The 19,611-nt window shown below is 50.2% G+C and carries 18 protein-coding genes and 2 pseudogenes; 13 read left to right on the top strand and 7 right to left on the bottom strand.

Annotation, left to right across the window (positions count from 1 at the left end):
- Positions 1–41 precede the first annotated feature (41 nt).
- Positions 42–552 (top strand): annotated as a pseudogene (locus GQE98_RS18435) (IS6 family transposase).
- Between the two features lie 101 nt (positions 553–653).
- Here GQE98_RS18435 and GQE98_RS08715 read toward each other — a convergent pair.
- The 7 genes from GQE98_RS08715 to GQE98_RS08685 all read right to left on the bottom strand — a co-directional run bounded on the left by GQE98_RS08715 (position 654) and on the right by GQE98_RS08685 (position 7,437).
- Entirely contained in the window at positions 654–1,577 is a 924-nt protein-coding gene (locus GQE98_RS08715) for an ABC transporter permease (RefSeq protein ID WP_161315269.1), read from the bottom strand.
- Positions 1,567–2,598, bottom strand: a complete 1,032-nt coding sequence (locus GQE98_RS08710) for an ABC transporter permease (protein ID WP_161315268.1) — start codon at positions 2,596–2,598, stop codon at positions 1,567–1,569. Before GQE98_RS08710 ends, GQE98_RS08715 begins: the two co-directional genes overlap by 11 nt.
- Positions 2,598–4,097: an ABC transporter ATP-binding protein gene (locus tag GQE98_RS08705; protein WP_161315267.1), complete on the bottom strand. Its 1,500-nt coding sequence runs from the start codon at positions 4,095–4,097 to the stop codon at positions 2,598–2,600. Before GQE98_RS08705 ends, GQE98_RS08710 begins: the two co-directional genes overlap by 1 nt.
- Before the next feature lie 3 nt (positions 4,098–4,100).
- Complete coding sequence (locus GQE98_RS08700; RefSeq protein ID WP_161315266.1) at positions 4,101–4,586, bottom strand: RidA family protein; 486 nt, start codon at positions 4,584–4,586, stop codon at positions 4,101–4,103.
- The gene (locus tag GQE98_RS08695) at positions 4,583–5,395 is read right to left on the bottom strand and encodes a cysteine hydrolase family protein (RefSeq protein ID WP_202526174.1); all 813 of its coding nucleotides are present in this window, start codon (positions 5,393–5,395) and stop codon (positions 4,583–4,585) included. The genes GQE98_RS08700 and GQE98_RS08695 overlap by 4 nt, the downstream gene beginning before the upstream one ends.
- Positions 5,396–5,447: 52 nt before the next feature.
- Complete coding sequence (locus tag GQE98_RS08690; RefSeq protein ID WP_161315265.1) at positions 5,448–6,515, bottom strand: BMP family ABC transporter substrate-binding protein; 1,068 nt, start codon at positions 6,513–6,515, stop codon at positions 5,448–5,450.
- A gap of 253 nt (positions 6,516–6,768) precedes the next feature.
- Positions 6,769–7,437, bottom strand: a complete 669-nt coding sequence (locus GQE98_RS08685; RefSeq protein ID WP_161315264.1) for a TetR/AcrR family transcriptional regulator — start codon at positions 7,435–7,437, stop codon at positions 6,769–6,771.
- Between the two features lie 603 nt (positions 7,438–8,040).
- On the opposite strand from GQE98_RS08685, the gene GQE98_RS08680 reads away from it, so the two are divergent.
- From GQE98_RS08680 to GQE98_RS08630, 12 genes and pseudogenes are all read left to right on the top strand, one after another.
- Positions 8,041–8,820 (top strand): ABC transporter permease, encoded by a 780-nt coding sequence (locus GQE98_RS08680; protein ID WP_161316245.1) that lies wholly within the window; start codon positions 8,041–8,043, stop codon positions 8,818–8,820.
- 41 nt (positions 8,821–8,861) lie between these two features.
- Positions 8,862–9,854, top strand: coding sequence for an ABC transporter substrate-binding protein (locus tag GQE98_RS08675; RefSeq protein ID WP_161315263.1), 993 nt, complete (start codon positions 8,862–8,864; stop codon positions 9,852–9,854).
- 14 nt (positions 9,855–9,868) lie between these two features.
- Positions 9,869–10,708 carry an ATP-binding cassette domain-containing protein gene (locus tag GQE98_RS08670; RefSeq protein WP_161316244.1) on the top strand — a complete coding sequence of 280 codons (840 nt, stop codon included), beginning with the start codon at positions 9,869–9,871 and terminating at the stop codon, positions 10,706–10,708.
- Between the two features lie 39 nt (positions 10,709–10,747).
- A complete protein-coding gene (locus tag GQE98_RS18275) occupies positions 10,748–11,080 on the top strand; it encodes an SH3-like domain-containing protein (protein WP_161315262.1) in 333 nt (110 codons plus the stop codon).
- Positions 11,077–11,373, top strand: a complete 297-nt coding sequence (locus tag GQE98_RS18430; protein WP_161315261.1) for an SH3-like domain-containing protein — start codon at positions 11,077–11,079, stop codon at positions 11,371–11,373. Before GQE98_RS18275 ends, GQE98_RS18430 begins: the two co-directional genes overlap by 4 nt.
- Positions 11,374–11,417: 44 nt before the next feature.
- On the top strand, positions 11,418–12,062 hold the full coding sequence (locus GQE98_RS08655; RefSeq protein WP_161315260.1) for a nitrile hydratase subunit alpha: 645 nt from the start codon (positions 11,418–11,420) through the stop codon (positions 12,060–12,062).
- A gap of 414 nt (positions 12,063–12,476) precedes the next feature.
- Positions 12,477–13,970: a thymidine phosphorylase family protein gene (locus tag GQE98_RS08650; RefSeq protein WP_161315259.1), complete on the top strand. Its 1,494-nt coding sequence runs from the start codon at positions 12,477–12,479 to the stop codon at positions 13,968–13,970.
- On the top strand, positions 13,967–14,854 hold the full coding sequence (locus GQE98_RS08645) for a ribose-phosphate diphosphokinase (RefSeq protein WP_161315258.1): 888 nt from the start codon (positions 13,967–13,969) through the stop codon (positions 14,852–14,854). The genes GQE98_RS08650 and GQE98_RS08645 overlap by 4 nt, the downstream gene beginning before the upstream one ends.
- Position 14,855: 1 nt before the next feature.
- Positions 14,856–16,442: an MBL fold metallo-hydrolase RNA specificity domain-containing protein gene (locus GQE98_RS08640; RefSeq protein ID WP_161315257.1), complete on the top strand. Its 1,587-nt coding sequence runs from the start codon at positions 14,856–14,858 to the stop codon at positions 16,440–16,442.
- A 99-nt stretch (positions 16,443–16,541) separates the two neighbouring features.
- A pseudogene (locus GQE98_RS18535) lies at positions 16,542–16,640 on the top strand (IS6 family transposase); the annotation flags it as partial.
- Between the two features lie 507 nt (positions 16,641–17,147).
- A complete protein-coding gene (locus GQE98_RS08635; protein WP_161315256.1) occupies positions 17,148–17,933 on the top strand; it encodes an ABC transporter ATP-binding protein in 786 nt (261 codons plus the stop codon).
- Between the two features lie 246 nt (positions 17,934–18,179).
- Complete coding sequence (locus GQE98_RS08630) at positions 18,180–19,610, top strand: enolase-like domain-containing protein (RefSeq protein WP_161315255.1); 1,431 nt, start codon at positions 18,180–18,182, stop codon at positions 19,608–19,610.
- The last annotated feature ends 1 nt before the right edge of the window (position 19,611 follow it).

The following is a 19,611-nucleotide window of genomic DNA, read 5'->3' as shown; positions in this document are numbered from 1 at the left end:
GCTATTTCAAAACCTCACCCGAGATCATCCGCTTGGCGGTGATGATGTATATCAGGTTTCCCCTTTCGCTTCGCAATGTTGAAGATCTTCTTCATGAACGGCGCATCGATATTTGCCATGAGACTGTGCGTTATTGGTGGAATAAATTTGGCCCAATGTTTGTGGGTGAAATCCGAAAGAAACGGATCCATCCGTCTCAGAATTATTCAAACTGGAAATGGCATCTGGAGGAAGTGTTTTTGAAGATCAATGGCGAGACACATTACCTGTGGCGTGCTGTTNCGTGCCGCTATGACTTTGATTGGAAACAAAGATATCCAGGTAACTGGGCGTTGGAAGAACAATCGTTGTGAAAACTCCCACCTGCCATTTCAACGAAGGGAGCAGGCGATGCTGAAATTCAGGCGCCGGCGAAGTTTGCAGAAATTTGTCTCAATCCATGCATCCGTCCACAACCACGTCAACCATGAGCGCCACCTAACCAGCCGAGAAAAATTCAAGCTTCAGAGAGATGCTGCACTGACCGAGTGGCAGCAACTTAGTGCGGCATAGTAGGGGCACCTTATCGCCATTTTACGCCAAACAGAGACGTGGTCGCATTCGTCTGACAGCACCGTCTGACAGCATTTTAAACAAGGTTAGAATTTGATTTGTTATGCGAAGACCCGTCTTAGGTCAGCGGGCATATCCGTATCACGTCGCGCCGCCGCATGGCTGATAATGAGGATAAGCAGAACCACAAGGTAAGGAGTGGTCGCTAGTAGATGGGGTGAGATCGACCAGCCGGCGGTTTGCATACGTAAAACGGCAACTTCTGCCAGACCGAATATGATACAGATCGGCAATACAAGTACAGGCTTCCAGCGAGCGACAATAACCAGGCCGACGGAAATCAATCCGCGTCCTTTTGTCATATCCTGCGCCCAGGTCTGTGTATAGTCGACCGATAGAATAGCACCGCCAAAGCCTGACAGTAGGCCACCGAGGAGAATGGCTTTAAGGCGGACGACTTTTGGTCGAATACCATTTTCTGAAGAGATGCGGGCGGATTCGCCGACTGCCTGCCACTGTATACCGGTTCGGGTATGAGCCAACCACCAAGCCGCAAAAGCTACAGCAGCAATCGCCAGCGGTACGCTCATGGTCATTTGTCCGAAAAAGCTCCCCAGGAAAGGAAGACCATCTGTTAGCTGCGACCCCAAATCAGGGAGGGGTGTCACCTGGTTTCCGACCAGTGCGCGGCCAAAATAGGAAGTAGTTCCAAGGGCAATCATCCAGACTGCAAGACCGGAACCGATCTGATTGGCATTTGCGCCCAGAACCAGTGCTGCATGAAGACAGGAGAGAGCTACACCTGCCAGGGCTCCAGCCAGCAGGCCCAGCCAGGGGTTACCCGTCGCGACCCCGACAGCAAATCCGACACAGGCTCCAGCCAGCATTTCTCCTTCGATGCCGAGATTGATGATGCCGGTGCGTTGAGTAAGGGTCTCGCCAAGAGTCGTAAATATCAAAGGTGTTGCGCTTCGCAAGGTCGCGATAGACCACGCACCGAGAAGGGTAAGGAGTTCAGCGCTCATATCCAGGCCTCATGCTTTTAATAATCCCAGGGACCGCAAGCGCCACTGCGAAAAGCATACCTTGCAGAATTATGGCGCTTGCCGCAGGCACCTTGGCGAAGAGTTGAAGTGCGTCGCTTGCTGCGACAAGGCCGCCAACCAGAAAGGCGACCGGTAGAATGATCAACGGTTGGTGGCGCGAAAGCCAAGAAACCAGGAATCCAGTTAATCCATAGCCTATGGAAATTGTAGGCTGAAGCCGGCCTTGAATAGCTGATACTTCGGCAATGCCGGCGATACCTGCAATTGCACCTCCCATCGCCATCAGCGCGATAACCCATGTCCCAAAATTAAGACCAAACATCTCGCCAACTTTTCGGTTTCCGGCAAGTATTTGGATTTTCTGGGACGACGCACCGCGGGTGAAGAAAAAGTGCAATGCGATCGCAAACGCTACGGCGATCAGCAGACCAAGATGAATGCGAGAAGCAGGAAGTGCTGGCAAAATCGCGGCGCTCGGGAATGTTATTGTTGCGGGCCATCCTTGGCTGGCTGGATCCTTCCAGGGGCCGAAAACGAGTGCATTGACCCATAGAACTGTCACATAGTTCAATACGAGTGTCGTGATGGTTTCATTTATTTGCAGGCGCGCGCGGAGGATTCCGGGAATGTACCCATAGAACGCCCCGCCGAGGGCTGCGCAAACGAGCATCATCGGCAACATCAGGGCGGCGGGGAGGTCGGGCGCTGCCAGAACGATAGCGGTCCCGGTGATCGCACCCGCATAGAGCTGTCCTTCTGCGCCTACAGAAATCAGGCCGAGACGGCCGGGCACGGCTGCCGCCAGTGCGCAAAGAAGTATGGGAGTTGTTTTTGCCAAAGTCTGCGAGATTGAATATGCATCACCCAGTGCGTAGGTCAGCAGCATACCGATCATTTCGAAAGGTGGTTTTCCAAGTAGTATGAAAAATCCGATTATGAGCAGGAAGAAAGCGAGAATTGTTGCGCTGACGACCAGAAAAGTATCACGATTGACCAACATCAAGCGACCTTTCTTTCAGGTTTCAGGCCGGTCATCATGGCACCTAGCGTATCGCGGTTCAGCTTGCCATCATTGTCTTTAACAGCAACCAGTTGTCCGTCCCTGATAATTGCGATCCGGTGGGAGCCGGCGATCAAATCGTCAAGATCCTCCGATATCCAAAGTACAGCTGCACCTGCCTCGGCTTGAGCGAAAATCTCCCGGTAAATCATCTGTATTGCAGAGATATCAAGACCCATCGTCGGGTAGCAGGCGAGAATAGCAGCCCGCGGTCTGCCCAGTTCACGGGCGCTAACCAGCTTTTGCAGGTTTCCGCCGGACAAAGTGCTGGCATATCTGTCTATTTCAGGTGGATTGACGTGAAAGCGGGTGAGCAGATCTTGCACTTCATTATTCACATCAGCCTTGCCGGATGCGAGTGCCCGCAAATTCAGATTTTTTGCGAGTGTCATGTTTTCGACAACAGCATTTTTACGGGGGAGTTCTGGAATATATCCGAGGGGTGTGGCGAGAGTTTCCATCTGATTTCGCCGGATAAGACTTATACCATCTAAGGCTACATCGCCACTGGTCGCTGGATGAATTCCAGCAAGGACTTCCGCCAGCAATGCCTGCCCATTCCCCGCGACCCCGGCAAGTCCAACGACTTCGCCGGCTGCAATGGAAAGTGAAATATCTTTTAGTGACATTCCGGGTGCGGTTGCGCAAATTTTGTTGAGGAACAATTTCTCGACACGCTTTTTGGGAAGAGCTGGTGGGGAAATTTCCCGCTTAACGTCACTACCCATCATGAGCGTAACAATTTCGGACATAGATTTTTGACCGCGTGGTGAGACATCAACAATTTGGCCCTTTCTCATAACTGCAATTCTGTCCGCGCATGCCTCTACATCCGCCAGTTTGTGGGTGATCAATACTACCGATACCCCCTCGTCGGCGAGTTGGCGAATAAAGCCGTGGAGGCGGCGGGATTCGGCCGGCGTGAGAACAGACGTCGGTTCGTCAAGAATTACAATCCGCGCCGATATATTGAGGACCTTGCATAGTTCGACTAGCTGTTGTTCGCCGACGGACAGGTTCGACACTTTCGAGTGCGGATTGATATGCGGTGCCAGCCGCGTCAAATTTGCAAGAACTTCCTTTGTCCCTTTATTGTTCTCACTTACCCAATAAGGTGTTTTTGGCCAGGCCAGAAGCAGGTTGTCGCGCACGGTCAACGCCGACAGGAGTGAGAAGTTTTGGAACACCATGCCGACACCATTGATCATTGCATCAGCCGGGCCCGTGATTGCGCTGGGTTCGCCGTTGATCAAAATGCGGCCACTGCTCGGTAGATGTACACCATAAAGCAGTTTCATCAATGTTGATTTTCCGGCGCCATTCTCTCCGAGGATAGCCGTTACTTCGCCTGGGAATATCTCCAGATTTGCGTCATTGACAGCAATCAGGTCACCAAAGCGCCTAGTGACATTTTCAAAACATGCAATTGCTTTTTGCATCAGCTACGCCACAGCAAAAAAGGCATCAACTTCGACCGAGGCGCCCTGCGGAAGCTGTGCAACGCCGATAGCCGTTCGGGCATGACCACCGACCTTGGAACCGAAGAGGGTATGAAAAAGATCCGACGCACCGTTAATTACATGTGGGACAGATTGGAAATCCGGGGCGCAATGGACAAAACCACCAACACGAATACAGGACTGCACTCTATTGAGGTCATTGTCGAGGGCCTGCCTTAACGCGGCAATCAGGTTTAGGGCACATATGCGGGCGGCATCTTGGGCCTGTTCTAGATCTATGTTCGATCCAACTTTCCCCTGATAGATGACTTCGCCATTCCATTCACATGTCTGGCCGGAAAGATAGATAATGTCTCCCTGTCGTTTCCAGGGGATAAAATTGGCAATAGGTTGCGGGACTTTTGGCAACTCGATGTTCATATCAAGTAGGCGCTGCTCCACATTTATTATTTCTTGCGAAATGCTCATTGGTCGCGATCCGTTGATTGCGCAAGCGCTTTGATCAGCATCGGTGATTTTATGACGAAACCAAAGAGGAGCTTAACGTTGTAGAGTACGGCTTCGACACAGAATTTGGGCGATGTTGTCGCGGTGCAATCTTCGATCAGAACAGTATCATATCCGAGGAAGCTAGCATCCTCCAATGTCGTCATGACGCATTGGTCCATATTAACTCCCGCAATAAGAAGTGTCTTCACACCGAGGTTTCGCAACACGGCATCTGTCTCGCAGTCCCAAAAGGCACTAAAGCGGTGCTTGGTGATTTGGTAATCCTTATTGCCCGGGTTAATTTCCTCGACGACCTGGGCGCCCCAACTACCCTTTGCGATAACTTCAGAACGGGTGCCAGGAACGGGCTGGGCGAGGCATGTTTCATTGCCGGACGGATTATGGGCGTGCTGTAATGACGGTGAGATATTGAGTAAGTCCTTTCGTACACCCCAATTGACCCAGACAACGGGGACATCGCTGTCACGGCATGCTGTAATCAGGTTTTTGAGGGGGGCAATTGGGGCTCGGTTGGGGCTGATGTCTATGCCGCGCGAATGCAGCCATCCGCCTTCCGTGCAAAAATCATTCTGCATATCGACAATAAGAAGTGCAGCCTTGCTGGCGTCAATGGAAATTGATTGTGGGTCGGCCTTTAACATAAGCGGGCGTAATTTCTTCGCCGGGCGGGTCATGTCTACATGATCAGCCGTTACTTTCCAACCCTGGCTGGGGTCCAGTCCCATGAGGATGCCATCGGCCTGCCTGGATTTCATCTTAAGTTTCATCGGGTTTCCTTAACCTGCGGGAAAGAGGCGGAGCTTGGCCCCGCCTTTTAGATCAATTGGTCGAGCCAATAACGCCCTTGACAAGGAAATCCATGCTTTCAATCTTCTCCATGTCGAGCGCATTGCCGGAACCAACAATTTCTGTGCCATCTTGGGCAATTATCGGTCCGGTCCATATCTCCATTTCACCGCTAACAATTTTGTCCTTCAAGGCAAGTACCTTTGCCTTGGTTTCTTCCGAGACTGACTTGCCAAACGGATCGAGTACTGCCGCGCCACCAGCAAGATCACTCCGGACATGTGAGGGAGTCCATGTGCCTGTGTGAATTTCTTTGACCATATTTTCCATCATCGGTCCCCAGTTCCAGGATACACCGGTTAGCCAGGCTTCCGGTGCGCGATCCATCACATTGACGTCTTTACCAATGATATAAACACCGCGCTTTTCGGCAGTTTGGGCAATCGTGATGGGGCTGTCGACCTGCTCGGCAATGACGTCAATCCCTTCATCCGCGAAAGCATTGGTGGCTTCCGCCTCTTTTTGGGGTTCCCACCACCCACCGGTCCAAACAACAGTAACCGTTGCATCCGGATTTACCGACTGCGCGCCAAGTGTAAAGGCGTTGATGGAGCGAAAAAGCTGCGGGATCTGGAAGGCGCCGATAAATCCCAGCTTGCCGCTCTCAGATTTTGACCCGGCAACGACACCTGCGAGATACATACCATCGTCGCTGTCCGCCCAGTAAGTGCCAACGTTGTCAGAGGTTTTCAAACCTCCTGCATGGAGAAACTTCACATCCGGATATTTTTTTCCAAGAGAGATTGCGTAATCGAGATAACCGTAGCTGGTTGCGAAGATAATACCATGACCACTTTGGATCAGCCTTTCCATAACCTGTTCGACTTCGGCTGATTCCGGAATGTTCTCAAAAGTGGAGGTGTCGATACCCTTCATGTTTTTCTCAAGATACTGTCGCCCCAGATCCATAGAAGTATTGTATCCGTAGTCGGCCGCCGGACCGACATAAACGAAACCAATTTTTTTATCGTCGGCTGATGCAGGTGCAGCACTCATCGTCGCCATGATGAAAAGGGCTGCCAGTGTAGTATGTAGCTTCATGATATGCTCCTTGTGGGACGAAATAGTAATTATTTATTTACTAAAGCAAGGTGCATGCCAGAAAACTCCGCTGTACAGGTGAGCGGATCATAAATAGTAAAAATGTATTTACTTAAAAGGCTTTGCGTGATGCGACATCAATGTAGACCGACGTTCCAACCATTGCGAGAAGTCGGTTTTTCGGGCACGCTCTTGTAAATTGCATTTAAATTTAGCAATAAGAGCCTAATTTTTGGGCAGCGTTAGTGTATGATTAAATTTTTGGCGTAGGCCTCAAGTAGGTTGCCAGCAAATCACGGCCAAGGAGCCTGTGATCTTCCTGCCAGGCAGCAGAAGTAATGGATTTATTCCAGATGACCGACAATGTATGCATATTTGACTTGTGAAAATAGGAGAGGCCGACCATCACCACATATAGATGTAGCGGGTCAAGACCTGCGCGCACAGTGCCTGTTGCCTCGCCGCGTTTCAGCAATGTATCGATATGTTCTACAACGGGTGAGGCGACAATCGGGGTGGCTACCGAGTTCTTCAGAAATGCACCTTCAAGCAAGTTTTCAGACGAAAGAAGCCGGATGAGCTCAGGATGCTTGGCGAAATGTCCGAAAGTGAAGTCGTACATTGTCAATAGACCTTCGAAGGGTTCACTTGTCGAAACATCAAGGGCTGTTTCTTCTGCTCTTAATTCTCCGAGAACTTTCTCAAGTACGGCGACATATAGGCCTTCTTTGTCCTTGAAGTAGTGATAAACCATTCGTGGGTTGACGTCGGCTTCCGTGCATATGCTTTCTATGCGGGCGCCAGACAGACCTTTTTGTGAGAATTGCTCGATGGCAGCCTTCAGGATCTTCTCGCGAGTTTCCGCGATATTGACCGCACGCGGCCCGGCGGGGGCGCCTAGACGCTTTCTTTTTGCCCGCAAGTTTACCCTCCATTTCAAAATCTGAGCCAAGTTAGCGGGAAGCAATCTACGAAGCAAGATAAACTCCGTAGTTTATAATATCCAAGAATACCTGTGATGATGTTTGTCCGAGTTACGCTTTCGCTTCGCAGCGTCGATGACCTTCTCCATGAACGCCAACTAACCAGCCGGAACGAATTCAAGCTTCAATGAAATGCCGGATTGGTCGGGTGGCGGCAGCTTGGTGCGGCATAGTAGGGGCCTTAGCTATGCCAATTTACGCCATACTGAGACGAGGTCGCATTCGTCTGACAGCTCCCATTTTACGCCATACAGTGACAAGGCAGCACTCATGTGAGAGCGATGAGAAAATAACTCAGCACTATCTCCGAGCCGATGCAAATTTTGCATCACATATGAAGAAAAGTGGCACTAGCCATCGCCCCAATACAGCTACTAACCTAGCTGCATAGCCTGTTTTCTCCCCTTCCTTTTGCATTGCTAGACGCAAGAGGCAAATTCCAGGCTCACGACTGACCACAAAACAAAGGTAGTGTATTGCGAAATTTTCTCCCGCACCTAAAAGGGCAACCGTCGTCTGCAAGCAACGGAAGTTCTGAGACAATTAGCTCGTTAATCTCTGCATGGTTTGGACGGCAAAACTGGTTTGTTTATGCGACCGGACCTTTGATCTTACTGTTTGTATGGTGGATCGCGTATTTTTTTACTCTCGTTGACAAAAGCTTATTGCCTTCACCTTTTGCGACATTGTTCGATACTGGGGTCAACATTGCTACTGGCGATGTCATGAATGACTTTTGGTTCACGTTTGTTCGCGTCTTCTACTCTTTCGCAATTGCCGCAATAATTGGAGTTCCTCTTGGGATCGTTTTAGGGGCAAGTGACAGAGTTTATCGCTCAGTTGAGTTCATTATCGACTTTTTTCGCTCCACCCCAGCCACGGCCATGTTTCCGTTGTTTCTTCTCCTGTTTGGATTGGGAGACTTTTCTAAAATTGCAGTTGCAGCCTTTGCGGCTCTTCTAGTTGTTGTGTTCAATGTTGCTTATGGTGTCATGAATGCGCGACAAACCCGCATTCTCGCGGCCAAATCCATGGGCGCATCTAGGATGCAGATATTTGTCGATGTGATTTTCTTCGAGACATTGCCACAGACCTTTATTGGGCTTCGCACGGCTGTCTCTATGGCGTTGGTGGTAATCATAGTCGCAGAAATGTTTATTGGCGCAACGGACGGCCTTGGACATCGTATTATCGATGCCCAGATTTCCTATAATCTAACAGACATGTATGGCTCAATTCTTGTAACTGGCGCAATGGGTTATGGGCTAAATGTCTGCTTTCTAGTACTCGAAAAGTACGTAATCCACTGGTCTGGAAAATGATGAAAATTCCCTCCCACCTGCCTTCTAGAAAAGGAAGTAGAATGTTGAAAAAATATCTAACTATTGCCGGCCTTTTAACTGTGGTCAGCGCCAACCCAGCTATAGCGGCCTGCGAAAAATATGAAGAGGTAACCTCCGCCTGGTTACCTATCATGCAAACGACAGCCTATTACGTCGCCCTTGAAGAAGGACTTTTTGAAAAAGCCTGTATTAAGGTGAATTCAAATAAAATGCAGTCCCCCAATCATATAATCGACGCATTGGTCTCAGGTCGGGCAGACTTTGGTCCCCCAGGTGCGGCGGCTGGCATCGCTATGATTGCGGAGTCGAAATTTCCAGGTACGTTCAAAGTATTTGGACTTCAAGGCGGCGGTATCAAGATCAATCTAATCAATGACGGCCTTATTGTTCAAGACGGTAGCGATATCAAATCATTTGCTGATCTCAAGGGCAAAACAATCGGCCATGTGCCTGGAATACAATGGCGCACAATAACCAAGCATCTGGTACGTGCCGCAGGCCTCGACCCGGATAAGGACGTTAAACTCATCGACCTCGCAGTACCTCAACAAATACCCGCTGTTTTAGGGGGAAGTGTAGATGCTACTCTTTCGTTGGAACCGGTTGGTTCCATTGCAGCTTACACAGATGGTGTGACCCGTGCTGTAATCAATCCTGTCGCGCAAACTATAGCAGACCCGTTTTACTCGGGAGCCGCAGTATTAACCACAAAATTCATCGCAGAAAGACCTGAAACAGCGAGGAAAATTGTCGAAATTATTGATGAGGCAACTGCACTTGCGATGGCGGATTTTGAAAAATATAAGAGCATTATTCCTAAGTATACGGCTATCCGCGACACGCAGCTTGATTTGTTGGCCAAGCCTTACTTGCGCGGGTTCAAAGATATTAACGAGACAGATTTGAACTCATACCAGTCTTTTGTGGATGTTTTTGTTTCCGAAAAAGTCTTAAGCGAGCCGATGGATGTCAGAACAAAAATGTTAAGCCTCAGCGATTTTGGAGGAAATTAAAGCCGATGGTAATCATGAAGAATGAGAACCTAGTACTCGACACTTTTGAAGAAAAAGATGAGGCTGCTCAGAGCAGCCTCATTTCTGCACCGAAACCGCGCACGAGTTATCTGACCATAAAGGGATTGCGTAAGTCTTTTAACGATACTATTGTTTATGACGATTTCGATTTGACCCTGCCACTTGGCGGCTTTACCAGCATTTTCGGCCCTAACGGGTGTGGCAAAAGTACATTGATCAATATGATTTCTGGTCTTATGCCGATGGATGCAGGCGAGGTACTTTATGATGGTCAGACTATTGACGAAACCAGGATTTCATACGTTTTTCAGAACTATCGAGAAGCGCTATTTCCGTGGATGCGAGCAATTGAGAATATCCACTACCCGCTGAAATTGATGGGTATTCCCAAGCGAGATCGAAATGAGCGTATTGACCGGTTGATTGAGGATTTTGGTATAAAAATCGATCTCAACGCGTACCCGTATACTTTGTCTGGTGGACAACAACAGGCGGTTTCCATAATCAGAGCGTTAGTGCGAGAACCCGAGGTATTATTTCTGGACGAGCCGTTTTCCGCCCTTGATTATGAAATGACATTGTTGATGAGGGAAAAGCTGCAGGCTATTTTTGCAAAAACGAAGACCACGATGGTTCTCGTTTCTCATGACTTGGAAGAGGCAGTGCAGATGGCTGACAAAGTAGTTCTTTTGACACGCCGTCCAACACGTGTCGCCGAGATTATTGACAATTCATTGCCAAGGCCACGTGATGCTGCATCGCTTGTGAGCAATGATTTTGTGGCCTTACGCAGCAAGTGTCTGGAGATTTTTCAGCGTGAAACAAGAACATGAAATCACAGCAGAAGGCAATCTACGAAAGGATAAGAAGGAATGCGAGGATATCACGACATTGGCGGCGATAAGGCAGGTTCAATTCCCCGAGTAGAGCTACCTTGGCTGCATTGGGAAAAACAAGTCGAGGCGATTAGAAATCTTTTGGGTGACGGTACGCGACGCATCATCTCGCTTGATGAGATGCGCCGTGGATTTGAGAGTTTTGGTGAAGATAAATACAAGGCATTGTCGTTCTACCGCCGGAGGCTTGAAGCGATGACTGATATTTTGATTGAAAAAGAAATTATAAGCCAAGAGGAACTCGATAAAGCCGTCGTTGAGAAGACTATTCTTTGGAACAAGCAAAAAACTGAAGACGACCAGTCATGAGTACAGCGAAAGCTGCACGATTTGCGATTGGTGACCGAGTGAGAGTGCTTGACCTCGATAAATCTGGACATGTTAGAATTCCGGCCTACGTTCGCGGAAAGTGCGGCAAAATTGTCCAATATTGTGGCAAGTATCTCAACCCTGAAGACCTGTCGATTGGCAAGACGTCAGGACCAGCATTTGATCTTTACAGGGTCGAGTTCACTCAAGCGTCCTTATGGGACGAACCTAGAAATCAATCGCAAGACCGCTTAATCATTGAAATATACGACCATTGGCTTACGGCCGCTTAAAAAAATCGCCTATTTTTACTGATAGCATAGACAGAGAAGTAGACATGCATAACGATCACGAAAACCACAGCCACGAGGACCACGATCATCAACATGAAGACCATGAAGCATTGGTGGTCGAAGATGACGCAGGAAATCTTGAATCTCAAATTATTATCGATGCGTTACAGGATGTTCTCATTAGTAAAGGGTTGTTGACCGCGCCGGAGGTCACTAAGGAAATCGAGAAACTTGAATCACCAGGTGTTCATCTCGGTGCGAAGGTTGTTGTGAAAGCCTGGAAAGATTCCGAATACAAACAACGGCTTCTCAGCAATGGGAAAAGCGCTATTCAAGAAATTGGTGTCGCTGTGGGCGAGGCGCAAATCGTGGTAGTGGAAAACACGGATACGGTCCACAATCTGATTACCTGTACCTTATGTTCTTGTTACCCACGATCAATCCTCGGCCAGCCGCCGTCATGGTATATTTCTAAAGCATATCGTGCCCGAGCAGTTAGAGAGCCTAGAAAAGTTCTTTCCGAGTTCGGTCTAGATCTTGACGAAGATATCCAACTCATAGTTCATGATAGTAACGCGGACATGCGATATCTTGTCCTTCCAATGGCCCCTGATGAGGCGGCACAGTTGGACTCTCATGATCTAGAAGCTCTCGTAACTCGTGATCGCCTAATCGGTGTCAGCCGCTAATAGAACAAATTAAAGCGTCCGGCGTTGTCATGAAAAAGCCCGTTATTGGTGGAACAGTTTTGCCCAATGGTCGCAAATCAAGTCCGTAAGTAAAGCCTTTAGATGTCTGGAAAGCTTGCAAAAATTCATCTCAAACTGTGTGTTAATTTTTAACCGCTTCAATCAAGAACGACACTAGCCAGCGAAAAAATAAGGCTCCTGAGAGGTGCCGCACTTGCCAAGTGGCAGCAACTTGGTGCGGCATAATAGAGGCATTTTTGCGCTATTTTGTTCCATAAGGAGACTACGTCGCATTAGTCTGACAGTACCCCGAGACTACGTCGCACTCGCCTGACTGCACCCCCTTGACCTCAATCAAGGACAATGCGGGCAGCGGAAGATATAAAAAAGCGATGACGAAGACCGGGATGGGGAATGCTTGAATTAAAACGGATTGCCATTGATACCTACCGCGACAATGTTGCGTTTCTAGCAAGAAATTGCAGTGTGTACCGGCCTGAGGAATATCAGGCCCTCAAGAAAATCCAGGTAATGAACGGGAGCCACCATCTGTTGGCCTCCCTGCTAATTGTCGATGATGAGACGATCGTTGGTCCGGGCGAGCTCGGACTGTCGGAGCAGGCGTTCCGCCGCATGGGGTTGAAAGCGGGAACAAGAGTGACCATCGCCCCGGCTGAACCTCCGGGTAGCCTCGATCATCTCAGGCGCAAAATCCACGGCCATACTCTTGATTCCGCGCAAATTGAAGAAATTATCACGGATATTGCCAATTACCGCTATTCGGAAATGGAGATTGCCGCTTTCCTTGTCTCGTCCGCGGGCTTTATGACGACGGACGAGATGCTCTCTCTGACAAAAGCCATGGCGCAGGCGGGGACACAGCTTCGCTGGAAATCACCTGTCGTTGTCGACAAGCATTGCATCGGCGGCATTCCGGGCAACCGCACTTCCATGATCATCGTGCCCATTGTCGCCGCCCACGGTCTGACCATCCCGAAAACCTCTTCGCGGGCGATTACCTCGCCCGCCGGAACGGCGGATACCATGGAAGTGCTGGCAAAAGTCGATCTTTCTATGCCGGAAATGCAGCGCGTCGTTGAGGAATGCAACGGCTGCATCGTCTGGGGCGGGCATGTCAACCTGTCGCCGGCTGACGATATTCTGATCTCCGTGGAGCGGCCACTGTCCATCGACACCCGCGAGCAGATGGTCGCCTCCATCCTTTCGAAAAAACTTGCAGCGGGGTCAACGCATTTGCTGGTGGACCTCCCGCTCGGTCCGTCTGCCAAAATTCGCAACCACACCGATGCCATGCGCCTGCGCAAACTCTTTGAATATGTCGGCAATCAAGTTGGTCTCGCCATTGATGTGATCGTAACAAATGGAGCGCAACCAATTGGCAACGGTATCGGCCCGGTGTTGGAGGCGCGCGACGTGATGTCGGTGCTTCGCCGGGAGGAGGGGGCACCGATGGATCTGCGTGAAAAGTCATTGCAGATTGCCGGGGCTTTGCTTGAGAACGATCCGGGTTTGCGCGGCGGGAGCGGGTATGCACAGGCACAGGAGTTGCTGGATAGCGGCGCGGCGCTGAAATCCATGGAGCGGATAATTGAGGTGCAAGGGCGCGCGCAGGAGGTCTTTTGCGTCGGTGAGCTGGCCTATGATGTTCTGGCACCGATAAGTGGCACCGTTACCGCAATCGACTGCTATCGCCTTGCCCGGATTGCTCGGCTGGCAGGAGCGCCGATGGATAAAGGAGCGGGTATCGATCTATTCAAGAAAATTGGTGACAATATAGCCAAGGGAGAACCGCTCTACCGTATTCACGCATGTTTTCAATCTGACTACAGTTTTGCCGTCAAATATGTGAGTGAGGGCAACGGATATGCCATAGGAGAACTGGCATGAGCGGCGCATCGCTTCATTTCCTGCCCGAAAGTCTGGCTGCTGCTATGAAATTGGCGGCTAGCCTTGATATTCCCGTTCATGAAATCGCCGTTCACCACTTTCCCGACGGCGAGAGCAGGGTGCATATCCATCCGGTAAAGGGAACGGCCATCCTGTTCTCGAGCCTGAACGATCCTAACGAGAAGCTGCTGCATCTCGCCTTCGCCGCAGCCACACTGCGGAGCGACGGAGCAGGTCGGGTGATTCTGGTCGCGCCCTACCTCTGCTACATGCGGCAGGATAAAGCGTTTGAGACAGGCGATGCCGTCAGCCAGCGGATCATCGGCGACTATCTATCCCGCTATTTTGACCGGGTGATTACAGTCGATCCGCATCTGCATCGCATTAACAGTCTGCAAAGTATCTTCACGGATTGCCAGGCGGATGTGTTAAGCGCGAGTAGTGTCATCGCTGAAACCTTGGCGGTGGAGATGGATGGTGATTTGCTTCTTGTCGGTCCAGATGCAGAGTCGCTGCAATGGGTGGGCGCGATTGCGAAGCAACTTGATGTTCCCTTCATAGTCGCAACCAAGGTCCGCCATGGTGACCGGGATGTTGAGGTTCACTTTGCCGATGCACAAAGAATAAGGGAAGCGAAAGTAGTTATTCTCGATGACCTGATTTCGAGTGGGATGACGGTCTGCCGTGCGACGGAAGCACTCCTGAAGGCAGGCGCGAAGGCAGTCGAGGTGATTGCGGTGCACGCGCTCTGCAGCGACGCAGATTTGAATACAATACGAGCTGCAGGCGTGTCTAGTATCCGCTCCACTGACAGTGTGCCGCATTCAACCAATGCAATCAGCCTCGCGCTGCTCCTTCGCAGCGCCTTGATGGAGGAGGTATGACATGACAACGCAAATCAAATTTTGTGGTGCGGCTGGAACGGTGACCGGGTCCTGTTACCGGTTGCGGGTGGCCGGACGGCAGTTTCTCGTCGACTGCGGCATGTTTCAGGGAACGAAGACCTTGAAGGAGTTGAATTACGGGCCATTTCCTTTCGATCCGGCGGAGATCGATTTCGTTCTTCTCACCCATGCCCATATAGATCACAGCGGGGTTATCCCGAAGCTGATCAAGGCGGGTTTTAAAGGCCCGATCTTTACCACGGCGCAGACCCGTGATCTTTTAAGTTATATGCTGCCCGACAGCGGTTATATTCAGGAAGTCGAGGTAGAGCGGCTCAACCGGCGCAACCAGCGGCGCGGCAAGCCAGCAGTTGAGCCGATCTATGGCCGAAAAGATGCAGAAGATTCGATGGCGCAAATTCACCCGGTAGAGTTCGAGGAATGGCTGCAACCTTGTGCCGAGGTAAGGGCAAAATTCTGGAACGCAGGTCATATCCTTGGCGCTGCCTCGATCGAGATTGAAATTAACGAGCGCGACGAAGCGATCCGACTGCTTTTCTCCGGCGATATCGGGCCGGATAATAAGCTTTTCCATGGTGACCCGGAAGCGCCAAGTGGGTTCGATTACGTCTTTTGTGAAGCAACTTACGGAGGCCGCGTTCGTGAAGATTCCACGCCTGAGCGTCGGCGTAGAATCCTGTCAACGGAGATAAACGACGCAATGGCAGCGGGCGGGGCGTTGGTCATTCCTTCCTTTGCCGTGGAGCGTACGCAGGAATTACTGCTCGATATCGATCATCTCCTTGATAAAGAGAAGGTAGCCTGCACAGCGGTTTTCCTCGATTCTCCGCTCGCCATCCGCGTTACATCGGTTTTTGCCAAATACAAGAGCGATCTTGAAGACGTTGAGGAGGGCGATCATCCGTTCTCGAACCCGAAATTTCACTTCACGGAAACGGTGGACGAAAGCAAATCTATTGCCCGCTTTGATGGGGGTGTTATCATCATGGCGGCGAGTGGCATGTGCGATGCCGGGCGCATCCGGCATCATTTGAAAAACCATCTTTGGAGGGCGCAGTCGACCGTTCTTCTAGTCGGCTATCAGGCCGAAGGCACGCTTGGTTGCCTCCTCGAAAAGGGCCTGAAAACAGTCAAGATTCAGGGGGAGGAAATTAAAGTCCGGGCCCGCATCCGCTCCATCGACATTTATTCAGGTCATGCTGATGGAAACGGCCTTATAGACTGGGTAACAGCGCGCAAGCCCGTGCGGCAGGCCGTCTTTCTCACGCATGGCTCCGGGGAATCACTTCAGGCGATGCAGGCGCAGTTGCTGGACGCGGGGTTTTTGGAGGATGAGGTCATCGTTCCTGCGCTCGATGACGAGTTTGAGCTGCGCAAATCCGGTAAGACAGTTAAATCACGCGGTGTTAGCAAACGGTTAGCCCCGGATTTTGTCGACAAGCTTGACTGGCATAATGAACTGGCTCAGCTTACACTCGATATCCGGTCGGCGTTAGAACATGCTTCCGATAGCAAGCAAAAATCTAAACTGCTTTTGAAGCTTCGCCAAACGCTACACAAAAAGTAAATCCGGCTGATTTTTGAGAAAATTCACCAAAATTCCATGTATTTTCCTTGTTAAACAGGGAAATTGGCGGAGGCGGGTTCGCATGTGACTGCTTCCTCCGCCACTCACTCCTCAATCCATAATCACTTTAACCATGAACGCCACCTAAACGACCGGGTAACAATGAAACTTCAAAGAAATGCCGCACTAACCGAGTGACAGCAATTCAGTGCCGCATAATAGGGGGCCTTATTAGCAAATTGCGCCAGACAGAGACAAGGTCGCATTAGTCTGACAGCACCCATCTTGTGCATTGGCCGAGATTAGATCATCGGCATTTTTCTCGTCTCGAAGTTGATGTTACAACGCCTGACAACGCCCATCAATGCCGCGCCCATACCGGAGACATTCAACCTGGCGAAGTGACAGTGAATATTGAAGATATATCATAACAGCCAGGTAGATGAATTTAGATGATGTCTTGAAATAGCGGTTTGGATTTTTCATCGACCGGCTGTAAATCCGATATACCTAGCGTTTAGGCAACAACCCTCTGACAATGTTGGCGCTTGACAATTGACGGCCGTACAGGTCATTGTTTGTAACTAAATGGTTACTTAACGGTGTCGGAGTCGACGCTGAATAGATGTCAAAGCACGTGGTACGAGTTTGCTAATGTGCGGTCAATGGCGCGATTGTAATCGGGAAATGGGGGAGTAGATCTGCATGACAATACAAGAGGCTGGCGAAATTGCACCGTTCATCCGGATGCAGAATGTCCGTAAAGTTTATGGCAGCGGTGATGATGAATTCGTCGCGGTTTCAGATGTAACTCTCAATGTGCAAGAGGGTGAAATGGTATCGCTTGTCGGTCCGTCTGGTTGCGGAAAAACCACGGTGTTAAAAATTCTCGCCGACCTTCATGGTTATGAAGGTGGGACCGTGGATATCGGTGACGCGGAGCATCCATTTGTTCCTGGTCGTGATGTCGGCATGGTGTTTCAACAGCCTCTGCTTTTAAAATGGCGGAATATTATCGATAACGTCCTGTTGCCGGCTGACATTCTTGGCTTGCCACTAAAGCCTGCCCGCGATCGTGCCCGCGATCTTCTGAAGCTGGTTGGCCTAGAAGGTTTCGAAAAGCGAAGCCCACATGAACTTTCGGGGGGCATGCAACAACGCGCAGCGATTGCCCGCGCCCTTTTGCATGATCCAAGGGTCGTTTTGATGGACGAGCCGTTTGGCGCTCTCGACGCTTTGACTCGCGAACGGATGAACCTCGAATTACTTCGTATTTGGGAAGAAAGCGGAAAAACAATCCTTTTTGTAACGCACTCTATCCAAGAGGCAGTCTTAATGGGCTCAAAATGCGCTGTAATGACGTCAGGACCGGCGCGTATGGCCGCATATTTCGATATTGAGCTGCCGTATCCACGTAAGCTTGACATGCGTCAATCAGCAGAATTTGGAGAGTATGCAAGAAAAATTTATGACCTGCTGGGAGTCGAATGAAACCAACTGATAATCAATCACTATGGGAGGAAGATACGTTGTGAATTCTGCAGTTTTCTTAACTCTTATGCCCACCAATATGTCTCTCTTTCATAGTAAATACTATCACTGGATGATCGATTGTTTGAATACGAAAGTGATCATGGTGGATGCTGGCGCGACAGTTAGCAAGATTGGTCTGCAAGGTCCTCCCTTTTTGCCTGAAGCGCCCAGAAATGTACATAGCCTTGCCGGAGATGCTTTGCGATGAAGGAAAACCAACCCAAATTTCGTCTGATCGACGTAGAATTCTTCGAACGCGACGTTCGATTGCGAATGCCTTTTCGGTTTGGCATAGTCACGTTGACAGAAGCCCCACAAACTTATGTACGTGCACATATTCGCACCGCTGACGGACGCGAGGGGTGGGGTATGTCGGCCGAACTTTTGGCACCTAAGTGGTTCGACAAATCTCCTGACCAAAGCAACCAGGACAATTTCGATCAATTACGTCGTTCGTTGGCGGTTGCGGCAAAAACTTACTGTGCCGAATCTCGTTTCCTCTCAGCCTTCGGTCTGCATGTCGCTTGCGCTGCTACTATAGCATCGGACGCCGAAGCTGAGAATATTCCGTCCTTGGCGGCTGGTTTTGGGCCTGCACTACTCGATCGCGCGATCCTCGACGCATTGTTGCGAATTGAAAACATCAGCCTTTTCGAAGGGGCGCGCCGGAATGTATTCGGATTGACAGATGCCTTGACCCCCGATCTTGCCGGATTCGATTTAGACGGTTTTCTCGCAAAACTGCATCCGTCCAAAAAGATTGCGGCGCGGCACACAGTTGGATTGGTCGATCCTATCGAATCGAGCGATCAATCCGAAGCGGATAGAGTTGGTGATGGCCTCCCCGAAACGCTGGGGGAGGTGATCCGTGATTATGGTGTAACCTATTTCAAGCTGAAAGTCGGTGGTGACATAAACGCTGACCTGGACCGGTTGACGCGAATTGCCCGGGTCCTTGACCGGTTGCCTGACTACAAGGTTACTCTGGACGGCAACGAACAGTACAATGATGTCGAAGGCATCAGGTCGCTTTGGACCGCAATCAAACAAACGCCTGCACTAAATCGACTTTGCGCATCGACCTTGTTTGTCGAACAGCCGATTTCCCGCGCCCATGCCTTTGATCGCGATATTACATCGCTGGCCAAGCTTGTTCCGGTTGAAATAGATGAGTCAGATGGCTCGATAGGCGCTTTCCCGCTAGCTCGCGATCTCGGTTATACTGGAGTATCATCAAAGTCTTGCAAAGGTTTCTACAAGTCGGTTCTGAATTGCGCCCGCTGCGCAAACTGGAACGAAGGAAATGAACCTGGACGTTATTTCATGTCTGCGGAGGATTTAACGACGCAGGCTGGACTATCCGTTCAAGAGGATCTGGCTCTGGCAACTTTAATCGGTTGCACCCACGTTGAGCGAAATGGGCATCATTATGTCGACGGCATGTCTTCGGTGCCAAAGGCCGAGCAACAGGCCTTTTTGAAGGCTCATCCCGATATATACACAGAAAGCCATGGTAGCGTTCGGCTGCGAATTACGGACGGCAATATCAGCATCGGGTCGCTCGAAACCGCTGGTTATGGCAGCGCGGTTTTACCCGACATCGCAAATCTACAGCATTGTGAATACAAAACATGAG

The organism is Sneathiella litorea, assembly GCF_009882915.1.
Classification (GTDB): Bacteria; Pseudomonadota; Alphaproteobacteria; order Sneathiellales; family Sneathiellaceae; genus Sneathiella; species Sneathiella litorea.
The sequence above is the reverse complement of the archived record's forward strand: the minus strand, read 5'-3'. Positions and strand labels throughout refer to the sequence as shown.